The 23,285-nt window shown below is 39.6% G+C and carries 21 protein-coding genes; 13 read left to right on the top strand and 8 right to left on the bottom strand.

Translation table 11 applies throughout. The features are described from left to right. Positions 1–49: 49 nt before the first annotated feature. From C825_RS03855 to C825_RS03840, 4 genes are all read right to left on the bottom strand, one after another. Entirely contained in the window at positions 50–1,285 is a 1,236-nt protein-coding gene (locus C825_RS03855) for a tetratricopeptide repeat protein (protein WP_010801466.1), read from the bottom strand. A 169-nt stretch (positions 1,286–1,454) separates the two neighbouring features. Then, the gene (locus tag C825_RS03850; RefSeq protein WP_010801465.1) at positions 1,455–3,341 is read right to left on the bottom strand and encodes a M56 family metallopeptidase; all 1,887 of its coding nucleotides are present in this window, start codon (positions 3,339–3,341) and stop codon (positions 1,455–1,457) included. Positions 3,342–3,353: 12 nt separating this feature from the next. Next, positions 3,354–3,710, bottom strand: coding sequence for a BlaI/MecI/CopY family transcriptional regulator (locus C825_RS03845; protein ID WP_010801464.1), 357 nt, complete (start codon positions 3,708–3,710; stop codon positions 3,354–3,356). A 169-nt stretch (positions 3,711–3,879) separates the two neighbouring features. Next, positions 3,880–4,641 (bottom strand): helix-turn-helix domain-containing protein, encoded by a 762-nt coding sequence (locus C825_RS03840; protein WP_228100125.1) that lies wholly within the window; start codon positions 4,639–4,641, stop codon positions 3,880–3,882. 173 nt (positions 4,642–4,814) lie between these two features. Here C825_RS03840 and C825_RS03835 point away from each other — a divergent pair, with 173 nt between their 5' ends. The 7 genes from C825_RS03835 to C825_RS03805 all read left to right on the top strand — a co-directional run bounded on the left by C825_RS03835 (position 4,815) and on the right by C825_RS03805 (position 10,925). After that, on the top strand, positions 4,815–5,582 hold the full coding sequence (locus tag C825_RS03835; RefSeq protein ID WP_010801462.1) for a DUF4934 domain-containing protein: 768 nt from the start codon (positions 4,815–4,817) through the stop codon (positions 5,580–5,582). 147 nt (positions 5,583–5,729) lie between these two features. Beyond that, entirely contained in the window at positions 5,730–6,029 is a 300-nt protein-coding gene (locus C825_RS03830; RefSeq protein WP_044215188.1) for a hypothetical protein, read from the top strand. Positions 6,030–6,125: 96 nt separating this feature from the next. After that, a complete protein-coding gene (gene dusB, locus C825_RS03825) occupies positions 6,126–7,112 on the top strand; it encodes a tRNA dihydrouridine synthase DusB (RefSeq protein WP_010801460.1) in 987 nt (328 codons plus the stop codon). 340 nt (positions 7,113–7,452) lie between these two features. After that, positions 7,453–8,265 (top strand): head GIN domain-containing protein, encoded by an 813-nt coding sequence (locus C825_RS03820; protein WP_010801459.1) that lies wholly within the window; start codon positions 7,453–7,455, stop codon positions 8,263–8,265. A 25-nt stretch (positions 8,266–8,290) separates the two neighbouring features. Beyond that, positions 8,291–9,115, top strand: coding sequence for a head GIN domain-containing protein (locus C825_RS03815; protein WP_010801458.1), 825 nt, complete (start codon positions 8,291–8,293; stop codon positions 9,113–9,115). A 222-nt stretch (positions 9,116–9,337) separates the two neighbouring features. Beyond that, positions 9,338–10,123: a head GIN domain-containing protein gene (locus C825_RS03810; RefSeq protein WP_007655800.1), complete on the top strand. Its 786-nt coding sequence runs from the start codon at positions 9,338–9,340 to the stop codon at positions 10,121–10,123. Position 10,124: 1 nt separating this feature from the next. After that, positions 10,125–10,925: a head GIN domain-containing protein gene (locus C825_RS03805; protein ID WP_010801457.1), complete on the top strand. Its 801-nt coding sequence runs from the start codon at positions 10,125–10,127 to the stop codon at positions 10,923–10,925. Between the two features lies 1 nt (position 10,926). Here C825_RS03805 and C825_RS03800 read toward each other — a convergent pair whose 3' ends face one another. Genes C825_RS03800 through C825_RS03785 form a run of 4 tightly spaced genes read right to left on the bottom strand, consistent with a single transcriptional unit; the run spans position 10,927 to position 13,826 of the window. Then, positions 10,927–11,934, bottom strand: a complete 1,008-nt coding sequence (locus tag C825_RS03800) for an NAD-dependent epimerase/dehydratase family protein (RefSeq protein ID WP_010801456.1) — start codon at positions 11,932–11,934, stop codon at positions 10,927–10,929. A 3-nt stretch (positions 11,935–11,937) separates the two neighbouring features. Next, complete coding sequence (locus C825_RS03795; RefSeq protein ID WP_007655804.1) at positions 11,938–12,144, bottom strand: hypothetical protein; 207 nt, start codon at positions 12,142–12,144, stop codon at positions 11,938–11,940. A gap of 16 nt (positions 12,145–12,160) precedes the next feature. Further along, entirely contained in the window at positions 12,161–12,919 is a 759-nt protein-coding gene (locus C825_RS03790; RefSeq protein WP_007655805.1) for a metal ABC transporter ATP-binding protein, read from the bottom strand. Then, positions 12,903–13,826 (bottom strand): metal ABC transporter solute-binding protein, Zn/Mn family, encoded by a 924-nt coding sequence (locus C825_RS03785; RefSeq protein ID WP_007655806.1) that lies wholly within the window; start codon positions 13,824–13,826, stop codon positions 12,903–12,905. The genes C825_RS03790 and C825_RS03785 overlap by 17 nt, the downstream gene beginning before the upstream one ends. 317 nt (positions 13,827–14,143) lie before the next feature. Between C825_RS03785 and C825_RS03780 the strand changes: the two genes are divergently transcribed. The 6 genes from C825_RS03780 (at position 14,144) to C825_RS03755 (ending at position 23,148) form a co-directional block, all read left to right on the top strand. Next, positions 14,144–14,470 (top strand): hypothetical protein, encoded by a 327-nt coding sequence (locus C825_RS03780; protein WP_010801454.1) that lies wholly within the window; start codon positions 14,144–14,146, stop codon positions 14,468–14,470. A gap of 172 nt (positions 14,471–14,642) precedes the next feature. Continuing rightward, positions 14,643–15,746, top strand: a complete 1,104-nt coding sequence (locus tag C825_RS03775; protein WP_010801453.1) for a FecR family protein — start codon at positions 14,643–14,645, stop codon at positions 15,744–15,746. A 116-nt stretch (positions 15,747–15,862) separates the two neighbouring features. Further along, entirely contained in the window at positions 15,863–19,324 is a 3,462-nt protein-coding gene (locus tag C825_RS03770; protein ID WP_010801452.1) for a SusC/RagA family TonB-linked outer membrane protein, read from the top strand. 20 nt (positions 19,325–19,344) lie between these two features. After that, complete coding sequence (locus C825_RS03765; RefSeq protein WP_010801451.1) at positions 19,345–21,264, top strand: RagB/SusD family nutrient uptake outer membrane protein; 1,920 nt, start codon at positions 19,345–19,347, stop codon at positions 21,262–21,264. A 198-nt stretch (positions 21,265–21,462) separates the two neighbouring features. Then, positions 21,463–22,008, top strand: a complete 546-nt coding sequence (locus C825_RS03760) for an RNA polymerase sigma factor (protein WP_007655811.1) — start codon at positions 21,463–21,465, stop codon at positions 22,006–22,008. Positions 22,009–22,080: 72 nt separating this feature from the next. Then, on the top strand, positions 22,081–23,148 hold the full coding sequence (locus C825_RS03755) for a FecR family protein (RefSeq protein ID WP_010801450.1): 1,068 nt from the start codon (positions 22,081–22,083) through the stop codon (positions 23,146–23,148). Positions 23,149–23,285 lie beyond the last annotated feature (137 nt).

The following is a 23,285-nucleotide window of genomic DNA, read 5'->3' as shown; positions in this document are numbered from 1 at the left end:
AAGTAGAAGAAACAGTCTCCTTCACGGTTTCACATCAGTTCACATCTGCTTAAAAATCACGAATAAAGGAGTCACACAGTTCCGGCGTTCCCTTTTCACCCGTCATTTTCTGGTAAAGACGGACGCGGCGCATCGAAATAGCCTGATTGGTACAACAGAGCAACATAGCCATTGTAGAAGGGGGAACATCCATTTTAATCAGGCAGCATATGCGCCATTCCTGTTCACTCAGTTTCGGTATTTTCTTTTTCAGCCGTTCGCGAAACTCCGGGTAGGTCCGGTTGAAAGCTTGCAACAACTCTTCCCAGTCCTTACTACCCGCCCTCCATTCTTCTTTCCGGTGGAAACGCTGATAAACTTCCGAAGAGAGGAAATCTGTTTCCGACAGGGAGACGGCCGCCTTTTTCTTCCGGTAACGGGAATACCCCAAGAGACTTGTACCGCAAAGGATAAACAGGGCGCTCCAGAGATACAACCGCCCTGTTTGAGTATTTTCAGCATTCGAGAGACGTCTCTCCCACTCTTTCTGCTCCGAAGTCCAGAGAAGTTGAGTTATTTGATTGTCTTCCTGCTGCCGTCGTAAAACGGACAGGTTGTGGAGATAATTCTTTTGATAAAAATCAGCTTGCAAGCTGTCTCCGCGACATTGGGCAATCCGGGACAAAGCGGCATATAAATGCGGATGGGAAGAGGGTACCTGACTTAAATTCGTTTCAGCTTCTTCCAATTTACCCATGTTTATTTGCAAATCGGCCAGAGCCAGAAAGAGTTCCGCTTTTTCTTCCTGGGGGATTGTTTGTTCCAATTCAGTTTTCAGTAATGCCTCCGACTCCTTATACTTTCCTCCCTGCTGCAATACTTTTGCCTGCTTTATCCGGCAATCACCCATTTGATAATAAAAGAAGGCACTGTCCGACATTCGGGACAACATATAAATATCTCCCATCTCCCGGTAAAGCACCGTTCGAAGTGAATCACCGCCTGCACTTCCGAGATAAGACAATGCTTTTTTCTCGCTTTGCAGGGCCTTTTGCTTCAAAGATTGATTCCGGTAAATTTTTCCCATTTCCAAATAGCCATGAGAAAGAGCAAGGCTGTCTTTATCCTTTTCGGCCAGCCTGATAGCCTGTTGATAAGTATCTAATGCAGGAATATACTGTAACCTTTCCCCATAGAAAGCAGCCTGCCGGAAAAGTTCCCCGACAGTTACAGCCTCTTTTCGCTCAGCTGAAGAACAAGCAACGAAAAGGTAAATGAAAATGATGATCCCTACTTTGTATATCATCTATTCCAGCTCCTTTTTATTCAGAGGTTTGGTTTTAATCAGAAAGATACAAAGATATGGGATTCTTACTACATTACACGAATAAAGCCGATTAAGTTTTTATTGCTAAGGATAACACGGAAGAAGGGTGTCCTTTTGAGACACCCTTCTACTATTTACAATAGCAATATCATTCTCTTTTGACGATGTACTCGACGTCATATTTGATTTTGTCTTTCAAATATTTTTCAACACCATCAAGCATACCATCCGGTGCTTTCTTATATACAGTAATAGTAACAGATGAAATATCATCATTATAAATACTGTTGAACCGCTTGTCAATCTCATTTGTATTCTTAAGATATCGCTCATATACAATAAGTCCTTGTTCCTTTCCCCCATTTTTATAATTGAAAGCGACATAGGCATCCGGACTTGGTGGTGGTGGTGGTGGAGGAAGCGCATCTCCATTTTTAAATACACTTGTATTAATTTGACATGAGAAACCATTTTTCTCAATCATATCCTTTACACTATTTAATCGAGATGAAGACACATCTTTTCCAGCGGGTTGGATAGTAACCATATCTTTAGAAAAATCAGGAAGCTTGTAGTCTGCGACATCACCATTTATCACTCCCACTACTTTTTTGTTTTGGATAATATATACTGTTCCTTTTTTTGAAGACTGAGCCATACTTACTTTTCTCGGAAAATTCTTATTATTTCTGGCATCCTCAAACAGAAGGAAGGGGGCTTTATCAGCACCTACAACTTTTTGTCGCTTATCAAATGCCTCTTTTACTAAATGTAAAACGGCCTCAGTAGCTTCCTCCGGAGTATTTATGTCAATAAGGAAATAGAAGGAAACAGGCTTTTTACTTTTTTCAAATAAATCCTGCAACTTGCCCAGGAACTGTTCCTTTTCTTTATAGTTTGCAAAATCATTATTCAACAGCACATCACCTTTAGCATTGATAAATAGATCCTTCGGCTCAGTATTCTTTTTCATGAAAGCTATAATCTCATCAGGTTCAAACGCAGTTTGCGGTTCCACCTTTTTCATATAACTATCCAATTCCGTCTTAAAGAAACTCTTCATATCCTGTTGTTCTTCCGGCGGAGTTTCCTTATCTTTGCTCTGTACAAGCGTTTCCAACTGCCGGTTTACTTCCGGACGGGCAAAAGCGTTCAGGACGATAAGTCCTACGGGGACCAGGAGCAATAGCTTCAACCGGGCCCAATTGTTTGATTTACCTTTTAACATCATAGTAATACGTTTTTTAATTTTACTGTGGTTGAAGCTGTTGGCAAGAGTGTAGAGGCTGGAGCCGACAGCTTTTTTCACGAGTAACAGTTGATATTTTGTTGCATCGACGCCCTGGGTAAGTACTCCTTTATCGGCCTGGTATTCATGAATATCCTTCAACTCCCGTTTCAACAGCCAGATAGCCGGGTTGAACCAGTGAAGCCAAAGAATGCACTCCATAAAAAGCAGGTCAATGGAATGATGAGATTTCAAATGCATCATTTCATGCGTCAGAATCTCATCAGGATGTTTCTCATAATCTTCTTCCGAAAGAATAATATAACGTCCCCAACTGAAAGGGGACACACAGGAAGGAACTAATATTAATGTATAGCGCCCCTGTTGTAATTTGCGGCCACTCCGAATCAAAACAAACATCTTTCTGAATGAGAGCAAAGTTGTCATCAGGCAAAAAATAAATCCTGCCCAATAAAGAAGAGCAATGATTTGTCCCCAATCAATCATTTTAGCCGGCGTAACCACAGGAATCATATTGACTTCGGGGTTATTATCCGAAAGATAAGTTACAACTGTTTCCTCACCGGCTATCATCTTTTCCAAATGAATGATCGGCTGTTGTATCAATAAAGGTTCGGAAGTCTGTATCTTTATGGCTGGCAGCAACATACAGGTAGCGATTCCTACCAACAACACCCACCGGTTGAAACGAAAGAACGTATCGTTACTAAGCAACGCCTTGAAGCCTAAATAAAATAATATCAGGCAAATAGTGGATTTCAGTATGTACAGAAGTAAAGCTCCCATAAACCTACGTTTTTACTTATTTTTAATCTGTTGTATCAACTCTTGCAATTCGTCTAGAGTCAACGCCTCTTCCTCAATCAAAGTAGAGACGACACGGGTATAGGAATTATCGAAATACTTATCGACAACCTGCTTCAGGGTCTTCTTCCGGTATTCGTCTTCCGAGATTAATGCATAATACTGATGTGTATTTCCAAATACCTTATAACCGATATATCCTTTTTCCTCCAATGTACGGACAATGGTTGAAAGCGTATTATAATGCGGCTTGGGTTCCTCCTGCAAGTCGAGAAGTTCGCGGACAAACAGAGGGCCTTTCGCCCAGAAATAGCCTAATATCTCTTCTTCTTTCGATGTCAATCGTTTCATAATCTGTTGTTTTATTAAAGGAATGCACAAATATAACTATATTTTCCAGTAATACAACTATAACACATAGTTAATCTACTATAAAACGCAGTAGATTATTCATTAAAGGCCAGGATAACCGCATCAAAAGAATAATTCATCCATATCCGGATCTTTATTTTGCTACATTTCAAATTAATCCCCAATGAGATGCCACTGTAATTGCTTCAATACAATTTTCTACATCCAGTTTTTGGAATATATTCCTTTTATGAAACTTGATAGTATTCACATTCAATGACAATTCTTCGGCTATAGCTGCATTTGTATGACCTTGGGAAGACAGTTGCAAAATGAGTCTCTCTTTAACTGTAAGAAGTGGTAAAGTATTTTTGTACCAGAATTGCTCCTTTTCCTGATAAATGAATTGCTCCCCTGTATTGAAATTTTTAATGATCGTTTTATTTTTAGCTTTCGAATATAGCGGTGTCACAACACATACCGCTAACCAAAGATCGCCAGCCTTATTAATTATGAGCGGTATCAACCGTTGATTTACCCTGGTTACTTTTTTGTTTATATGCACCAGATCGAAATCATACTCAATAGAATACATGTACCGCTTTTCGATCGGAAGTTTATAGTAAAAGTCAAAACCGACCTTATTGATTTCCAATAAACGCCTTAAATCATTTTCGGGAACAACCCTGGTATAAAATGAATACCCCCACTCAAGTACTTGCTCCACAGAGTAGCCACACAAAAACAATTTATCAGGAGACACATAGACAAATGATTGTTTCAGATAATCAATCACATACAAAGAGTGATTCAACGTACATGCCATACGATGAACAATATCCATACTGTTCTTCATCTTTTCATTCAGATCGTCATCAATCTTTGGCCTCTTAACAGGATCAAAAAATTTCTCTACACTAAATTCTTTCATGTCTTGTTTTTTACTGTCTGCTAAAAATACGAACATTATAATCAATTTTACGACATCGTCTCAAAAAAAATCACGCATAAATGATTTCTCTACTCTAAAGTGTAGCTATTTATTATTCCTGTCATTCTATATTTGCGCATAACTCAATTAAAAATCATGTAATACTATAAGATATGAAGTTTTATAAAATTAAAATGTATCCTATACTCATATTATCAATAATCAGTATAGGATGTAATGAGAAGGCAGAAACGACAAAAAATAAGCTTGTTTCCATCGATGTTAGAGCTCATGTAAATTCCAATGATGCAATTTCTATTAAAAAGGAAATTGAAAGAATAGAATATATTCCATTAGAATTAACCGACGACAACAGCTCAATGGTTGGGAAAATAATGGATGTAGTCCTTACCAAGGATTATATATTTGTCTTATCCGACCCTACATGTGGAGTGCTTCAATTTGATATAAAAGGGAATTTCATTAGGCAAGTAGCAAAATATGGACAAGGTCCTGGCGAACTTCTTTTTCCTATAAGTATGTATTCAGTAGAAGAAGATAGTAAATTATATATCACCGGGGCGTACCAGACAACAATATACAATTTTGATGGGAAATTTGAAGAAGCGTTCGACCGGGGAGGGAGAATGACCTTTTACTCTTATCCTATTGGAGAAGGACGAGTCGTTGAGACTAGTTCCGAAGGCATACCTTTTGAGGCAAAAGGACATTTTGGAATTGGTATATTTAGCAATATGGGAAAAGGAGATACAGTAATGATGAAAAACAATTTTTCAAATGATAAAATATCTCCATCAAAAGAATCAGGTTTTAAGTTAACAAGATGTATACCCAGTGATTCGGGAGTATTGTTTTCAACCATGACAAATGATACTATTTATCGTTTGACTAAAGATACAATCACTCCAGCATTCTGCTAGCAGAGGAATCTAAATGAAGAATCTTTAAAAAGTTCTTATTCACTCTTGAATTTTATACCAACAAATACCGAACTATTTCTTTACGATATAATAGAATTCCCTGAATCTATTTGCTTTAGGTATGTATATAAGGAAAAATCGTACATAATGCTTTATGATAAACAGAGTGGTAAAATATTATCCACACCTACTCCATATAAATGGAATGATATTTCAAATGTTGATTTTTGGATGACCATGTGGGGAATAAATAATGATATAGATCATGGACTACCTATTGCCCCGTTACATTGGTATAAGAACAAAAAAATATCGATACAGTGCAGCCCTGCTTCAACTATTGATTATCTGCGAGATAAAGGTATGCTTAAAACTGCTCCAGACATTCTAAAAAAGATGAATGGAGATGAAAATCCGATTGTTATATTGTATCACTTGAAATGCTAACTCTGTTTAATTGGATACAATTGCCCTGATTGCAGACAATTCCATCATAAATCTTCGCGGAAAAAGCTGTACTTTTGTGGTCTATAATAAGAAGGTATGAAGATAGGCTCAATAGATTTAGGTGAACGCCCGGTATTCCTGGCACCGATGGAAGATGTAACGGATATTTCTTTCCGTCTGATGTGTAAGCGCTTCGGTGCTGATATGGTTTATACGGAATTTGTATCGAGCGACGCCTTGATACGCAGCGTAAACAAGACACAGGAAAAACTGACCGTTGCCGAAGATGAACGTCCGGTCGCTATCCAGATATATGGAAAAGAAGTAGATCCAATGGTGGAAGCTGCCAAAATATGCGAAGCTGCCCGTCCTGATATACTGGATATCAACTTCGGTTGTCCGGTCAAGAAAGTGGCAGGCAAAGGTGCCGGAGCCGGTATGCTCCGGAACATTCCTTTGATGCTTGAAATAACGAAAGAAGTAGTAAAAGCCGTCAATATTCCGGTTACGGTTAAAACACGTCTGGGGTGGGATGCGGATAATAAAGTAATCGTTGATTTGGCCGAACAGTTGCAGGATTGTGGCATCGCCGCCCTTTCCATCCATGGCCGTACCCGTGCCCAAATGTACACCGGCGAAGCGGACTGGACACTGATCGGTGAGGTAAAAAATAATCCCCGGATACATATCCCCATTATCGGCAACGGCGATGTGACCTCTGCCGAAATATGCAAACAGCGTTTCGACAATTATGGAGTAGATGGTGTCATGATCGGTCGCGGAAGTATCGGACGCCCCTGGATATTCCGTGAAGTGAAACATTTCCTGACTACCGGGGAAGTACTGCCGGAAGAAAAATTCACCTGGTATTTGGATATCCTTAAACAGCAGGTCAACCAAAGTGTGGAACGCCTGGACGAACGACGCGGTATTTTGCATATCCGACGCCACCTGGCAGCCACTCCATTGTTCAAAGGAATTAGCGATTTCAAGCAAACACGTGTCGCCATGTTGCGCGCTGAAACAGTGTCAGAACTGTTTGATATTATGGATTCTATCCCGGAAAAGTTCGGTATACTGTAACAAATCATTCAAAAATTGTAACATTTACGTCATAAAGTGACAAATTTACAATAAATTGAGACGATAGTATATTGCACATATTATAATTCCTCTTATATTTGCAATGAGTTTTTTTCATAGTATTTTAGATCTAAGGTTAACAAGTCTTTGCAAAGGAGGAATCGTGAGACTGCTTCGTTGGAAAGCAAAGAAGCCGCATCCGTTAATTATATGGATTGCGGTTTTCTTTTTTATCTACCCGCCCCTTTTCTTTCACTTTTCCTGAAAAAACTCTTTCCAATCTGCAACCTAAACGCAATAGCATTCGTCTTATAAATAAAAGAACTAAAAAATTATACAGATGAAAACAAAAGTATCCCTCCTTATTGCCTGTTTACTGATCACATTGACAGGATTTGCTTTCACCAATGAAAAAGTGGAAGGAAACGGAAATATCATTACCAAAGAAATTTCCATCAGCGACTATAATGAAATATCGACAGTCGGAGTCATGGAGTTTGTTTATGAGCAATCGGATGCCGCTCCTTATCTGAAAATCATGATCGACGAGAATCTGTTTCCTCTACTGAGAGTACAAGTAGACGGCAAGGAGTTGATAATCGGCCCGAAAAAGATCAAGGAAAATAGTCGTAACGGTAATTCATATAACCTCCAACCGACCAAATTCAAGGTTATAACCAACTCACGCGAAATAAAGGAGTTGAACGTGGTATCTTCCGGCGATTTCATTATTGCCAGTCCGATAAATATCGGAAAACTGGAAATCAACATGGCAGGCAGCGGCAATATTCTTTTGGAAAAGAAAGTAGAAGGAAACAAGCTGGAAATCAACCTGGCCAGTTCTGGGAGCGTAGTAGCCTCCAATATCGATCTGGCAGGAATAGAATGCAGCCTGGCAGGCAGCGGTTATATCCAGATTGCAGGCAAAGCGGACCGCGCAGAATACAATCTGGCTGCAAGTGGCAACATTAAAGCCTACAAATGCGTCACCGGCAAAACGGAATGCAACATAGCCGGTAGCGGAAATATCCAGACTCATACCAGAAATCAGTTGGAAGCAAACATCGTAGGAAGCGGGAATGTCTATTATAAAGGTAATCCCACTACGAGCAAAAGTATCATCGGCTCCGGTAAATTAAAAAGTGCAAACTAAATAACATCACTTAAAAACGAACATCATGAAAAGAATTACATTCGCCATCATCAGTTTAATCGCATTCAGCACTATATCCTGTTTTGCAGAGAAAATCAAAGGGAACGGTAATATAATAACCAAAGAGATCCAGGTCGCCGATTATAAACAGATAAAAGTAGGCCAGGGAATCGAAACAGGCGGAAACTCTTTCTTCGGCAAGAACCAGTCTCCCCAGGTGAATTACACACAGAAGGGCGGTAAATCAGGTTTAAAGATCACCATCGACGAGAACCTCCTTTCCGAATTAAAGTTCAACTCGAACGGAGACGTACTTCAGATAGAGACAGAACGCGGCACTCGTATTAATCCGAGCAAATTGATTATAGAAACCCATTCCTCAGAATTAAATAAATTAGGGGTATCAGGGGGCATCGATTTCTTTCTGCGCAGTTCCCTCTCCGGAGAAAACCTGGAAATCAGTGCTTCCGGAGCAAGCGATGTTTATCTGGAAAAACCGATACGCATAACTAACCTGTGCAAGATCAACCTGAGCGGGGCCAGCGACCTGAAAGTATCCGACCTGATTTGTGACAGAATAGATACCCACTCCTCAGGTTCCAGCGACATGAATCTGAAAGGAAAAGCAAACGACGGAAAATATAGTTGCAGCGGCAGCAGTGATATCAAAGCATACGACTTCGTTATAAAAAGACTGAAATGTTCTGCAAGCGGCAGCAGTGACATTTTCACAACCGTTACCGAAAAACTGGAAGCCAACGCATCCGGAAGCAGCGATATCAAATACAAAGGCAATCCGGAAGTTAAAAAGCATTCAAACGGTTCCAGCGATATCGACCACATAAAATAAGAGATCATTATATTGGGAGTTGGAAAACCCGGAATTACTTTTCATCAAGGCATTGGATGAATAGTGATATCCGGGTTATTCATTATAATTCCAAAACTTAATTCCCTATAAAAATATACGAAATGTTGGACTTATAAATTAAAATACTCCTATTTTTGTAACCGACCGCATCGGAGTCACGTCTATTTATTATAAGAAAAGGCAATACTAAACAAATAAATTATGAGAACAAAAGGGTTATTATCTATTATCATGTTGCTGGGCCTGTTATTTACAGTCCAGGCGGCAGATCATGTGAAGGGCAACGGTACCCTTACTACAAAGAAAATAAAGATCGATGATTACAATGCCATCAAGATTGACGGCGTTATCGATTTCAACTATGAACAGTCGAATGCAGAACCCTATATCGAAATTACGGTTGATGAAAACCTGCATGAATACGTCAACATCAATATAAAAGACCGCGAACTTTCTGTTGGTTTCAAAGGTGCCAAAGTGGATCACTATACCAAATTCATCGTAAAGACCAACTCCAAATGGCTGAAAGAGGTAAAAGCCGCCGGAAATGCGAATTTCATGATAAACAGCTCTTTGACTGGTGACGAGGTAAAGATCAAGGCAAACTCCAACTGCCTGGTACAACTAAAAGAACTGATAAAAGTAGGAAAACTGGAGTTGAATGTTTCCGGTAGCGCCAATATGGTTGTCAATGACCTCCAAGTAGACAAACTGGAGTGCAGCATCAACGGCTCCGGCACTATCAACCTGAAAAAAGGGAATGCCAAGGAAGGTGAATACAGCATCACCAGCAGCGGAGAGATCATGGCTTTCGGTGTAGACGTTCCTGAACTGAGTTGCAAAATGACCGGTAACGGAACGATGGAAGTTCACCCCACCAACAACCTCAAGGCAAACGTTGTCGGCAAAGGTAAAATCCGTTATAAAGGCCCGACAGCCGTTCAACAGAAAGTTATTGGTAAAGGATCCGTAGAAGAAGTAAAATAAGATGAGTAAGAAATTATCATTTATAATATTGGGCAGTATCCTTTTACTTGCTCAAGGATGCATATTTTTCCCTGCTGTAAAAGGAGACGGAAATGTAACGACTCATACGATCGACATTTCAGACTACGATCAGATAAGCGTCGATGCATCGGCAGCCGTTTTCAATTACACGCAGGAAGAATCGGCGCCTGCACTGACTGTCACGGTCGATCAGAACATTTATGACCTTTTCGATTTCAAGACGGATGATAATAAGCTTGTCATCCGCCCTAAACGAGAAAATAAAACACTCCGCCTCCGTCCTACCCAATTCACCATTACCTCCAATTCCAGGCAGTTGAAGAAGGTAGATCTGGCCGGTGCAGAAAAATTCAATGTAAACAGCAAGCTGTCTTCGAACGACAAGATCAAATTTAACCTGGCAGGCAACGTCATGCTTCACATGAAAGATACTGTTACGGTAAACCAACTGGAAGTATCTATAGCCGGTAGCGGTACCGTAGATGCACTTACCTTGTATGCGAAGGAGTTTAAAGGTGAAATAGCCGGTTCCGGAACATTCAACCTGGCTGGTACGGGAGAGAGAGCAGCATTCGAAATTGCCGGTAGCGGGAAAATACATGCACTGAATTTCTTACTATCAGACGTATCGTGTGAGATAGCGGGCAGTGGTTTACTGGAAACTCATGCAACGAATAATATCTATGCCGAGATAGCCGGTAGCGGGAATATCAGATATAAAGGAGACCCTTCCATTAAAGAGGAAAGGGCAGGTTTAGGTAGCATAAAAAAGGTGGACTGATCTACAGCCACCCTTCCTTACAATACCACTCAATACTTTCCTCCAGCCCTTTGCGCAAAGGGTATTCAGGAGTGAAACCTAGTTCTTCCTGAAGTGGCGTAACATCGCAAATCCAGTTACGCTGCTTCAGGATGATATATTTATCGGTGTTCAGTGTCATACTCTTATTCAACAATTTGCCTATCCACTCGGAACAATGGCACGCTACATAAACCAATCCCAACGGGATGCGGGCATGCAACACATGCCTTTTCTTTACTATATCCTGTATCATCCGTGCAAATGACTCGTCGGTATGCACATCTCCGTCTGCCACAAAATAATGCCGGTTAAGGATTGTTTCATTTTCCAACGCCAGGAACGCCACTCTCGCCAGATCCTTTACATATATAAATGTAATACGCTGGGGAATGAATCCTACCGCAAAGTCAAACCCCGACTTTACGCTTTTGATCTCCATAAAATAATCCTTTTCACCGGGACCATACACACCCGTCGGTCGCAGGATCACATAAGGGAAATGAGATTGGTTGCGCACATAGTTCTCCGCTTCCAGCTTACTTTTACCATAGGCAGTATCCGGTTGTTGCGGATCATCCAGGCGAATCGGACGGAAATTCACCTCGTCTCCCCTCCCATAACTGCTCAGGCTACTCATCAACAGAAACTTTTTCGGTTTGCAACCGGCAGCAGCCAATGCCTCTATGAAGTTATGCGTATTCTCTGCATTGATACGGAAGAAATTTTGCTTATCGAGCGTCTTTGTCAGACCTGCATTATGGATAACATAATCCCAGGCGCCCTGCTCACGGACAAAATCCTTCAACTGGACAGTCAATGCCTCCCGGTTGTTATATTTAAGATCAATAAAATGAATCCGTTCATCCTGTAGGTTTTCACGGCTGCTTGTGGCACGTACGCCCGCCCAGGTTTCATATCCCCGGCGCAACGCTTCCTTTACCAGAAAACCACCGATAAATCCGCTTGCACCTGTAATCAATATCTTCATAACTCAGTCTTTATTCTTCATATAATAGGTGTAGTAATACCATAACAGACCAATCCAGTTGAGAACAATAATGATCAGTATCCATACAATCTTCTGTCCTCTGGAGATAAAAGGATTTTGCGTAACGGCCTTGCATCCGAACAGGATAACGGCAATGCCTACGATAATACCGGCTTCCGGTAATGAGATTAAGCAAAGTGTGTGTGACATGGTGAAATTAAGAATATTAATGTTCGTGTGTTTTCAATACGCGGTGCGGCAGATTCCCGTGTCCGATCAACTCGATCGGGCAGGCATATTTCTCGCCCAACCATTCTTCCGAAACGTCTACACCGGGGTGATAATGCAAAGTCTCGTTCACACAGGCAATATTTTTCACCATTGCCAGGACCGTTCCGATATCGTGAGAGACCAGAATAATGGCACTCTCTTTATTGATATCCTCCAGTAACTGGTAAAAACGCGACTCAAACCGTTTATCGACATACGAGTTTGGTTCATCAAGAATCAGTAATTGCGGACGTGAAACGATCGAACGGCCTAACAGAACACGTTGTAGCTGCCCTCCCGATAACTCTCCGATTGAACGGGTGTACAAATCTTCGAGCCCCATCTGCCGGATCACCACCTCAATACGCTCCTTCTGGACAGCCGTGTAAGAACGAAAACGAGGCTTTTCAGCAGCCAGTCCCGAAGCAACCACTTCCCATACGGAAATAGGGAATTTACGGTCAATATTATTCAGTTGAGGCAAATAACCAATCCGTAAAGAAGAAACTTCAACCCCATTCTGATAAAAACGTATCGCACCGGATACCGGCTGAAGTAATCCCAGGATCACCTTCAGCAGTGTTGTTTTACCACCGCCGTTAGGACCGATTATGCCCAGAAAATCATCTTTCCATACGGTCAGGGAGACATCTTTCAAAACAGTCTTATTCCCATAAGCGGCTGTTATCTTATCTATTTCAATGAGTTTGTCCATCAGCCAGTGCTTTTGCAATATGAATCATTTCTTTAGTCCAGTCATAAGCCAACGGATTGATTACAGTCAGTTTACAGCCTGTCTCTTTGGCAATCAGTTCGGCATTCTTCTGATCGAACTCCTGTTGAATGAATACGACGCGGGCATTGTTGGCACGCGCTGTTTCCACCAACCGTTTCAGTTGTGCAGGCGAAGGTTCTTTGCCGTCCATCTCGATACAAAGTTGCGTGAGATTGAACTCGTTGGCAAAATAAGTCAGTGCCGGATGGTAGATAATAAATGTACGGTCGGTCAACGGGTCAAGCAGTTGCTTTATCTCCGTATTTGTTTTATCGATCTCGTCCACCAGTTTATTATAGTTCTGCCAAAAATACTCCGTATTGTCGGGATCGAGTTCAATAAATGCATTCAACGTATTCCAGGCAACAGCCTTAGCTCCGGCAATCGAACTCCATATATGCGGATCGACTCCGCCATGATGATGGTGATGCGCCTCCTCTCCGGCATGGGCATCATGATCGTGCGTGCCATGTTCATGTGCATGGTCGTCATCTTCCGTATCTGTCAGCAGGTTCATTCCTTCAGATGTATCAAACACCTGTAGTTTCGGATTATTTTCACGTATCTTATCCATCCAGGCCTGTTCAAACCCGATAGGACCGATACGCAAGTAAGCGATACTTCTTCCGATCTGTATCATTTGCTGGGGAGTAGGATCGTATGTTTCAGGACTTTGCCCGGCAGGAACTACACAATTTATTTTGAATTTATCTCCTGCTATCTTTTCCGCAAAATAGCGCTGAGGTTCAATCGTGACTGTAACAACAGTCTCATTAGCCTGCTTTGTCACACAAGCCGTTAACAGAAAAAATGAAAGAATAGTGATTAGTATACTCGTTTGTTTCATCTTGATTTTCTATACATTATATATCATGCAATATTTTTATTTCTATCACAACCTGACAAAGGTAGTAATTTTTTTGTTTCTCCTTCGATTCCTTACAGAAGGTACTTCTTCTTGTAGAAAAATCCACACAAGTATGGAGAAATTCCACACCTGACGGATGTACTTCTTTTTAATCCGGTTAATCAATAAAAAAATTAACCTGCCCATTTAGAACATGTTACCTGAAAGAATAGTTCAATTTACCTTTTTGGCACGAATATTGGATTATATATAGCAAAAGATAAATTTAGGTTTTCAATTTTAAGGCAAAAAAAGATATGAAAAAGATTGCTTTAATGGCAGTGATTGCCATGTGCGCCGTTTTTACGTCACAGAGCCAGGCACAAAACATACTGAGTAATGACAAAACACAGGTAGAAAAACAGGATAAGTTTTATGAAATAGACGTTACGAATATCCCCCAGATACTTCAGGAGGGTGTAAACAATGTCCACCAAGACTGTCTGATAAAATCCGTTTACGTGTCGAATAACAGCACTTATGTTAAATACAAAGTTATCCTGGTGACACGCGAAGGAAAAGAAATGAAAGTTTATTTCGATGACAAAGGAGCCGTAGTCAAGGAACATAGTTATTTCAAATAAGACATTGATTCCCAAGTTAAACACACATATATTTTGCAGGCTTTCACCGATCTGTGATCAGTGCTGATCTGAAAAGATGTAATTTTTTTTCTTTTTTCGTTAGGGTAATCCGGGAATGGGGTGTTATTAGTATGAAAGGCCCCAAAACGGGAACCTAAGTCAATACGAAAGAATGGAAAAAGAATTACTACATAAATATTTCAGAGGCGAAACTTCCCCCCAGGAAGAAAAACTGATCATGGATTGGGCGGAGGCTTCCGGTGACAATTACCGGGAGTATCTGGAAGAGCGCAAAATCTGGAATGCCCTATTAGTACATTATTATAATATCGAAAACAAGAGCTCTCATACCAAAAGAGTTTCATTGCTTCATCTATACAAATATGCAGCAGCCGTTGCCGTCATAATATTGACTGTCGGAATTTACATCACATTTACTAACAAAACTCCGGATATTCTTTCCTTACAAGAAATATCCGAACCTACTTTATTAATTAATAATAAAGAACATATCGCTCTTACCCAAAAGTCGTTTTCCATAGAGAAAAAGGCTGCCAAAATACAGAATGATCACAAAAACAATAAACTTTCTTACTTACAACAAGACAAGTTTTCTCAACAAAAAGAAGTGATGACCAATCGCTTATTAATACCACATGGAAAAACTTATCAATTAACCCTTTCGGATGGTACAATTGTTACATTGAACGCAGAATCGGAACTTATATTCCCTTCACAGTTTAACCCACAAACCAGAGAAGTAGAACTAAAAGGAGAAGCTTATTTCCAAGTAGCCAAAAATCAGGATAGGCCATTTATCGTACATACCGACCAACTGGATATACGTGTACTCGGTACCACATTCAACGTTAGTAGCTATGCGGAAGAGAAAATTATGCGCACAACATTAATAGAAGGCTCCGTTAGCATAGAACAAAACGGTAGCACTCAACTCATTCAGCCCTCAGAGCAATATATATATAATAAAGAAAACGATAAGATAGACATACAGGTAGTAGACACAAATATTTACACCTCATGGACGAATAACGAATATATATTCAAAAATACGACATTGGAAGATATCCTGACTCAAATAGGACACTGGTACAAATTTCAAACGACTTACGAAGCATCCTCTTTAAAAGAAAAACGCTTCACATTTACAATCGGACGTGATGCCTCCTTGGATCAAATCATCCGGTTTATCAATAATACCGAAGAAATCTATATCGAGAGAATTAACGAAAATATCCACATTAAAAGCATTTTATGACATGAACGACACTTAGCAACAAAAAAGAAAAAGGAGATAACATCTTCCACATGTCATCTCCTCCTTAAACTTATTACTCAATTAAAATCAAGTATTTAAATTCAATTTGTAAATTTATGAAAAAGAATCATTCCATGCCTTTTTTATTATCTAAAAAATATATAAAGGCATTATTGATCGGTATGTTAACGTTCCCTTCAAGCCCTATTTTGGCGGAAACGACAACTCCGGAAATCTCCTTTTTTGAACAAAGTTATTCTTTGAAACTAAAATTCAATAATGAAACATTGGGCAATGCAATCGAGAAATTATCTCAACAAGCAAATGTCCGGATCATTTACAGTAATGACCAGGTGCAAACGCAAAAAAGAATCAGTGCCAACATACAAACAACTGATATCCAAGAAGCTCTACGAATTATTCTAGGCAATGGCTATGTATTTAAACAGGAGAATAATTACATTTCTATCGCCAAAGCCAAAAATTCAGAGACATTTGAAATAGCAGAACAACTACAACAAAAAAAACATAGCGTTACCGGTTTGCTGACTGATGCTGACGGTAATCCTATTATCGGGGCTACGATTGCCATTAAAGGTACAACTCACGGCGTAACCACAGATGTGGACGGTAGATATATTCTCAATAACGTCAACGAAGGTGACGTTATTGAATACCGATATATCGGTTACAATACGGAAGAAAAAACATACAAAGGGGAAGAGAGCATCAACATTCGCATGGTTGAAAGCTCTGTAGGCCTGGAAGACGTTGTGGTTATCGGATACGGACAACAAAAAAAAGAAAGTGTCGTTTCTTCCATCAACACAATCTCTGCCAAAGAACTTTCCATGCCAACCCGAAGTCTTTCAAATAATATTGCCGGACAAATAGCCGGAGTATTGGCTGTACAACGTACTGGAGAACCAGGTAAAGACAATTCCGAATTCTGGATTCGTGGTATCAGTTCGTTTGCAGGAGGAACCTCTCCGCTAGTTTTAGTCGATGGAGTTCCCAGAAGCATGAACGATATCACTGTTGATGAAATAGAATCATTCACTGTATTAAAAGACGCTTCTGCTACAGCCGTATATGGAGCAGAAGGTGCGAATGGTGTTGTTTTAATTACTTCCAAACGTGGTTCTTCACAAAAACCAACATTAGATGTACGTGCTGAATTCGGGATTGCCAAACCCACCCGTCTTCCTAATTTAGCTAATTCATACGAATTTGCACAACTCTATAATGAAGCTGCTTGGGAAGTTGCCGGAGCTCCGGCTTCCGGGTTTATCAATCCTTATTCCGATCATGATTTAGAAATGTACCGAACCGGCGAAGATCCCGATTTATATCCAAATGCAGACTTTCTCAGTCTACTAAAAGACCAAACATTCAATCAAAGAGTCTCTTTAAATTTGCGTGGTGGTGGCGATAAAGTTCGTTATTTTGTTTCCGGTTCTTTCTATCATGAAGATGGTATGTTCAACTCACAATCAACAGAAGATTATAATGCAAACATAGGGTTGAGTCGCTATAATATACGTTCTAACATTGATATAGATGTAACAAAAACAACTTTGTTAGCTGTAGATATTAGCGGACAGTATACAGATTCACATAATCCTGCGGTTGAAACACAAACAATATTTAATAATATATTTAATTATGCTCCTAACCAGTTTCCATTACGCTTTTCAGATGGAACTTTCTCGGAATACAGACTTTACAACGGAGGTACAGGGAATCCTTATAATATGTTGAACGAATCCGGTTATACAGATGGGTGGTATGCTAATTTACAATCCAAACTGACTTTGACCCAAAAACTGGATTTTATTACCGAAGGATTAAACATCAAACTATCCGGGAGTTTTGATGCAGATTATAACTCAAAAACCAAACGAACTAAAACACCAACCAGTTATATGATGCAACTCAATGATGCCGGAGAAAAAGAATATATCCAAATCAATGAAGGTGCTCCTAACCTGACTGATCACTCAGAAGCTAGTAAGGGCGGTGAAAAACGGGTTTATTTAGAAGCTTCATTAAACTATAAACGTATATTCAATAACGTTCATGATGTTTCCGGATTATTACTGTATATGCAAAAAGAAAGACAAACACAGGGTAGCGGTTTACCTTATAAAAAGCAGAGCATAGTGGCCCGTGGTTCATACGGTTATGATAATCGTTATATGTTGGAAGGCAGCTTTGGTCTTACTGGTAGCGAGAATTTTGCAGAAGGACACCGTTATGGTATTTTTCCCGCTGTCGGAATTGCCTGGTATGCTAGTAACGAGAAATTCATGAAAGGAACAGAAGATATTATCAACAAACTAAAAATTCGTGCATCCTATGGTATCACAGGTAACGACAATGTGGGAGGAACACGATTTCCTTATCGTGGTTCATTGAAAACTGATGCAGGTGGTTATAATTTCGGATTCAATGTTGGCGCCAACGGAGGAGGAACCAACGACCAAGGAAAAGGTATTATCGAAAACTTATTTGCAGCTCCATTCCTTTCTTGGGAAATAGAAGAAAAGAAAAATATAGGTTTCGATTTAGGATTACTGAGAGGAAGAATTGATATGAGTGTCGATTTCTTCAAAAATGATCGCCGAGATATTCTAATGCAAAGAAAAACGGTTAGTGCCGTTACCGGATTCAGACAAAGTCCTTGGCAAAACTTTGGAAAAGTAACAAACAAAGGTTTGGATGGAAACATTGTAGTAAAACAAAGCATCAATAATGTAAACCTCTCCTTTCGAGGAAATTTTACATACGCGAAAAATAAAATCATGGAATATGACGAAGTTTCTCCCCGTTATGAATATCAGCGTTATACCGGACAAAGTTTAAAAACCCCATTATTATACATTGCAGATGGTTTATATACGGCAGATGATTTTATTATTACAGAAAATCCGGAAAACGGAAGTAAAAGTTACAGTCTGAAAGAAGGATTGCCTGTACCTAGCGCCGCTGTTTCTCCAGGTGACATCAAATACCTAGACTTAAACGGAGACGGCAAAATCGATAGTTACGACCAGACTTATAATCATAAATTTTACGCTGAAAACCCTGAATTGGTATACGGATTCGGATTAAATGCAGAATACAAAGGATTTTATGCCGGTATATTCTTTCAAGGAGTAGCAAAAGCCTCCATGAACCTAAATGGTTCACGTGATTTTGTCCCATTTTCTTTCGGTCAATTAGGATCATTACGCCGAGAAGGTTTCGATCATTGGAGTAGCCGGAATCCGGAAAATCAAGATGTATTATTTCCTCGATTACATACCGAAGAATTTAGCCATAATAAGCTCAACAGTACCTGGTGGTATCGTGACGCTTCATTCTTGCGTTTGAAAAATATAGAATTAGGCTATACTTTTAACAAAGAGATGCTACGAAAAATGGCAATTCAAAATGCTCGTATTTATGTACAAGGGAATAATATTGCCGTTTGGGATCATATCGGCATGTGGGACCCGGAATTAGGATCAGCCGGATCTGGAATCAAATATCCGATTAATATGACATGGACTCTCGGTGTAGAGTTTGGTTTCTAATTACTAAAAATATATACAAAATGAAAAAGACAATTATATCTATACTAGCCGGAGCTTGTTTAACATTTTCTGCCTGCAGCGATTACTTGGATGTTTCCGATGAACTAGCCAGCAATCTAACGATTGAGCAAGTTTTCGATAATGTAAAATATACGAAAAGATGGCATGCAAATATCTTTAATTGTATCTCTGAATATTCACAATACTTTTGGGAACCTAACGGATTAAAAAATCCTTGGGCAACTCTGTGTGGAGAAACATCTATTTGCCATGGAAGTATAAAAACAGAAATGGTTAATGGCTTTAATGCCAGTAACGCCAACTTTCACCGTTTCGCTCCTTTATATCAATATATCCGGCAAGCTTACCTCTTTATCGAAAATGCCAAACCGATCGGAGTTACTACCGATCAGGAAAAGTTGACTGAAGAAGATATCAACAGAATGAAAACAGAGGCTAAGTTTTTTATTGCCTATTCTTACTTTTCCCTATTTGAATTGTATGGCCCCGTTCCTATCATTGATGGTATCGAGGACTCTTCTACTACCTCTTTCGACTATGCAAGGGGCTCTGTGGATGAAATGGTTACTTATATTGACAATTTATATCAAGAAGTACTGGAAGAAAACAATCTACCTGAAACATTGCGTAAAATAGACGAGATTACCGGAGAAGAAGTAGAAAACATGAACGAAATGGTTCGTCCCACTAAAGCGGTTGTTTTGGCTTTACGTGCTAAACTATGGGTCTATGCTGCCAGCAAACTATTCAACGGTGGTTATGCGGAAGCGTTAGATTTAGTAAACAATGACGGAAAACATCTGTTTTCAGCCAAAGATCCAGGAAAATGGGATACTGCAAAAAAACATCTGGAGACATTCCTTAAGTTTGCTGAAAATAATCATTACGAACTCTTCCGTGTATTCGACAAAGAAGGAAAAGAACAACCTAGCTTATCGGTTTATCGTGTTTTCCAAGAATATAATAAAGAGATCATTTGGGCTACCAGTCAATCCTATATGAGTGAAGTCAACAACGGACAACATTTAGACCGTCGTTGCCGTCCGACAGCAATTATGGATGGATTTAGCGGTATCGGTGTTTCTCAACAGGCAGTCGATGCATTCTTCACTAAAAATGGACTCGATATTAACGAAGATCCGGAACATGACGAAACAGGTTTTAGCGACATCGAAAATCCTTGCGCTTACAAAAAACCGCAGATAGATAAACATATATTCAACATGTATGTAAATCGCGAACCCCGTTTCTATCATGCCGTAACTTACCAAGGCAAAAGTTGGCATATTCAACCTTCGGAAGGATGGAGTGTAAATTTTTCCAGAGAAGGGAACAACTCTCAGTATATCGCCGGACGCGAACACTATACCGGTTATCTACTGTATAAACGCAACAATCAAGAAATGTACAACTCCGGTTCCTATTTAAAAAAGCATGCTCGTCCGTCTATCCTACTACGTTTAGCCGATTTTTATCTCTATTATGCAGAAGTATGTAACGAAATCAACCCGAACGATCCGAATATTATTAAATACTTGGATATGGTTAGAGAAAGAGCTGGTATTCCCGGATATAGAGAACTACAAAATACAGGTAAAAAAACAGGTATTATCGGTGATTATGAAGCCCAGGCTTATGCTATCCGCAGAGAACGCCAAGTGGAACTGTTTTCTGAAGGTCAACGTTATTTCGACATTCGTCGTTGGATGATTTGCGATGCCGGAGAAGAAGCCGACCAAACCGTATACTGGGGAATGAATGTAGACGGTTACGACAATTTGCCTCCTTCTGATCCGAATTCTTTCTATCACCGGAAACTGATAAGAAAACATCAATGGGTTAGAGCAATGTACCTGTATCCGATTCCTCATAATGAAATCGAAAAATCACCAAGCTTGATACAAAATCCACTCTGGTAAATAGAATACTCTATTCTTGATACAATTTAAAAATCAGCCTGTCTCATACCTGATACGAGACAGGCTTTTTTGTTTTATATAATACTTACAATGAAATAATATTACCCTATCCACAAAAATATCATACATTTGCAGACGAGATAGGAGGAGATTTCTTAAATTTATCCATATTGTTTTAAACAGTTCAAATACTCATTAATGGAAAATCAGTCTGACGAAATATTATGGTCACTTTATCTGAAAGGGGACAAAGAAGCCCTTGAACAGATATACAGACGATACTATCCATTACTTTTGAATTACGGATGCAGACTTTCTGCCAATCAGGATCTGGTGCAAGACTGCATTCAGAATTTGTTTATAAAACTGATGTCTAAATCACGGAACTTATCAGCCACACCCTCTGTAAAAGGATATTTACTTAAAGCCTTCCGCAACAATCTGCTGGACAGTCTTGAAAAAGAAGAAAAACACAATGATTTCATCTTCATTGACGAAATACCGGAAGTATATCACACTACAACAGAAGAAGAATCTGCCCTTAAAGAAGATATAAGCAATCTGTCGTTGGCTTATCAGGAACTTTCTGCCAAACAAAAAGAAATATTATATCTTTTTTATATCAAAGGTATCTCTCACAAAGAAATTGCCGACATATTGAATATCAACTATCAATCCAGCAAAAACAGACTATCCCAGTCACTCGTACAATTACGTAAAATATTTTTTCTGAATAAAAAATAACTTTTTTCGGTTTCTTACAAGTACCTTTTCCCAATTTCGCCGTACTTATAATAGAGAGACAACGAAAAAAGGATGAACAAAGCAGAAAACAACATACGGAAAACTTCTTTCAAAAAGGCCGGACAGGCATTGATCGATCATATACAGGAAACCGAAAAGGTTGACCTGCAAAGAATCGAACAATCTCTGGAAGATCTGAAAAACAGCTATCAGATACAACACAAACGGAGAAAACTATGGCTTTACGCTGCTTCTGCTGCCGCATCGTTATTGATTGCAGCCTTATCAATCAACTTTCTATATTCGCCAAACTCCTACGACTGGGATATGCTGGCGACATCTTTATTGAACGATAGCATACCTCATCAGGATAAAGAGATCACCCTGATCACCCAAAACGACCGGATGAAACTCTCCAACGAAGCTTCTCTGGAATACAAAAAAAATGGGACACTACAGGTAAACAAAGAAGATGTTACTAAAGAAAGCCCCGTCCGTCACAAAGAAAAGCTCAACCACATTATCGTCCCGAAAGGAAAAAGGGCCACCATAACCTTTTCAGACGGAACATCTATGTATATCAATTCCGGAAGTCATGTTATTTATCCTTCCGACTTCGATAAAAACAAAAGAGAAATTCTTGTAGAAGGAGAGGTTTACCTGGAAGTAGCCAAGGACCCCAAACGTCCATTCTTCGTTAAGACAAAGGATTTCGATGTAAAAGTTTTGGGCACAACGTTTAATGTCTCCGCCTACAAAGACGACGCTATAGCATCCGTCGTACTGGTAGAAGGTAAAGTGGAAGTGGATAACAACAATCAGAAAACCACGATCAGACCCAATGAGAAAATCGCTATTACCCACGGAGAATCAACAGTCAGCATCGTAGATGTAAATGAATACATTTCATGGAAAGATTACATTATGCTGTTTGCAGAGCATCGCGTGGGAGATGTATTTACACGCCTATCACGCTATTATGGTGTTCATATCGAATGTGATCCATCCATAGCCTCATATCCGGTTTCAGGAAAGCTGGACTTAAAGAGTGGTATAAATAACTCATTAGATATTCTTACAGAGTTACTGGATATTAAATATAAAACCGAGCCGGACGGGAGTATCCGGATCTTTCAATAAATGATTGTTTAACCTAAAATATATTTGCTTATGAAATAAACACACAAAATGAAAAGGGAAATTCCACATCTCCCCCTCAAGAGAGAAAAGTATATGATACTGAAAAAGCCAGACAATACCGTCATATTGCCTGGCTC

The sequence above is a fragment of the Parabacteroides sp. ASF519 genome (assembly GCF_000364265.2).
Classification (GTDB): domain Bacteria; phylum Bacteroidota; class Bacteroidia; order Bacteroidales; family Tannerellaceae; genus Parabacteroides; species Parabacteroides goldsteinii.
The sequence above is the reverse complement of the archived record's forward strand: the minus strand, read 5'-3'. Positions and strand labels throughout refer to the sequence as shown.

What these genes read in the sequence shown, in the direction of transcription:
- C825_RS03855 (WP_010801466.1), bottom strand. Translation starts at nt 1,285, where the DNA reads ATGATATACAAAGTAGGGATCATCATTTTCATTTACCTTTTCGTTGCT.
- C825_RS03850 (WP_010801465.1), bottom strand. Translation starts at nt 3,341, where the DNA reads ATGGGAGCTTTACTTCTGTACATACTGAAATCCACTATTTGCCTGATA.
- C825_RS03845 (WP_010801464.1), bottom strand. Translation starts at nt 3,710, where the DNA reads ATGAAACGATTGACATCGAAAGAAGAAGAGATATTAGGCTATTTCTGG.
- C825_RS03840 (WP_228100125.1), bottom strand. Translation starts at nt 4,641, where the DNA reads ATGAAAGAATTTAGTGTAGAGAAATTTTTTGATCCTGTTAAGAGGCCA.
- C825_RS03835 (WP_010801462.1), top strand. Translation starts at nt 4,815, where the DNA reads ATGAAGTTTTATAAAATTAAAATGTATCCTATACTCATATTATCAATA.
- C825_RS03830 (WP_044215188.1), top strand. Translation starts at nt 5,730, where the DNA reads ATGCTTTATGATAAACAGAGTGGTAAAATATTATCCACACCTACTCCA.
- dusB (WP_010801460.1), top strand. Translation starts at nt 6,126, where the DNA reads ATGAAGATAGGCTCAATAGATTTAGGTGAACGCCCGGTATTCCTGGCA.
- C825_RS03820 (WP_010801459.1), top strand. Translation starts at nt 7,453, where the DNA reads ATGAAAACAAAAGTATCCCTCCTTATTGCCTGTTTACTGATCACATTG.
- C825_RS03815 (WP_010801458.1), top strand. Translation starts at nt 8,291, where the DNA reads ATGAAAAGAATTACATTCGCCATCATCAGTTTAATCGCATTCAGCACT.
- C825_RS03810 (WP_007655800.1), top strand. Translation starts at nt 9,338, where the DNA reads ATGAGAACAAAAGGGTTATTATCTATTATCATGTTGCTGGGCCTGTTA.
- C825_RS03805 (WP_010801457.1), top strand. Translation starts at nt 10,125, where the DNA reads ATGAGTAAGAAATTATCATTTATAATATTGGGCAGTATCCTTTTACTT.
- C825_RS03800 (WP_010801456.1), bottom strand. Translation starts at nt 11,934, where the DNA reads ATGAAGATATTGATTACAGGTGCAAGCGGATTTATCGGTGGTTTTCTG.
- C825_RS03795 (WP_007655804.1), bottom strand. Translation starts at nt 12,144, where the DNA reads ATGTCACACACACTTTGCTTAATCTCATTACCGGAAGCCGGTATTATC.
- C825_RS03790 (WP_007655805.1), bottom strand. Translation starts at nt 12,919, where the DNA reads ATGGACAAACTCATTGAAATAGATAAGATAACAGCCGCTTATGGGAAT.
- C825_RS03785 (WP_007655806.1), bottom strand. Translation starts at nt 13,826, where the DNA reads ATGAAACAAACGAGTATACTAATCACTATTCTTTCATTTTTTCTGTTA.
- C825_RS03780 (WP_010801454.1), top strand. Translation starts at nt 14,144, where the DNA reads ATGAAAAAGATTGCTTTAATGGCAGTGATTGCCATGTGCGCCGTTTTT.
- C825_RS03775 (WP_010801453.1), top strand. Translation starts at nt 14,643, where the DNA reads ATGGAAAAAGAATTACTACATAAATATTTCAGAGGCGAAACTTCCCCC.
- C825_RS03770 (WP_010801452.1), top strand. Translation starts at nt 15,863, where the DNA reads ATGAAAAAGAATCATTCCATGCCTTTTTTATTATCTAAAAAATATATA.
- C825_RS03765 (WP_010801451.1), top strand. Translation starts at nt 19,345, where the DNA reads ATGAAAAAGACAATTATATCTATACTAGCCGGAGCTTGTTTAACATTT.
- C825_RS03760 (WP_007655811.1), top strand. Translation starts at nt 21,463, where the DNA reads ATGGAAAATCAGTCTGACGAAATATTATGGTCACTTTATCTGAAAGGG.
- C825_RS03755 (WP_010801450.1), top strand. Translation starts at nt 22,081, where the DNA reads ATGAACAAAGCAGAAAACAACATACGGAAAACTTCTTTCAAAAAGGCC.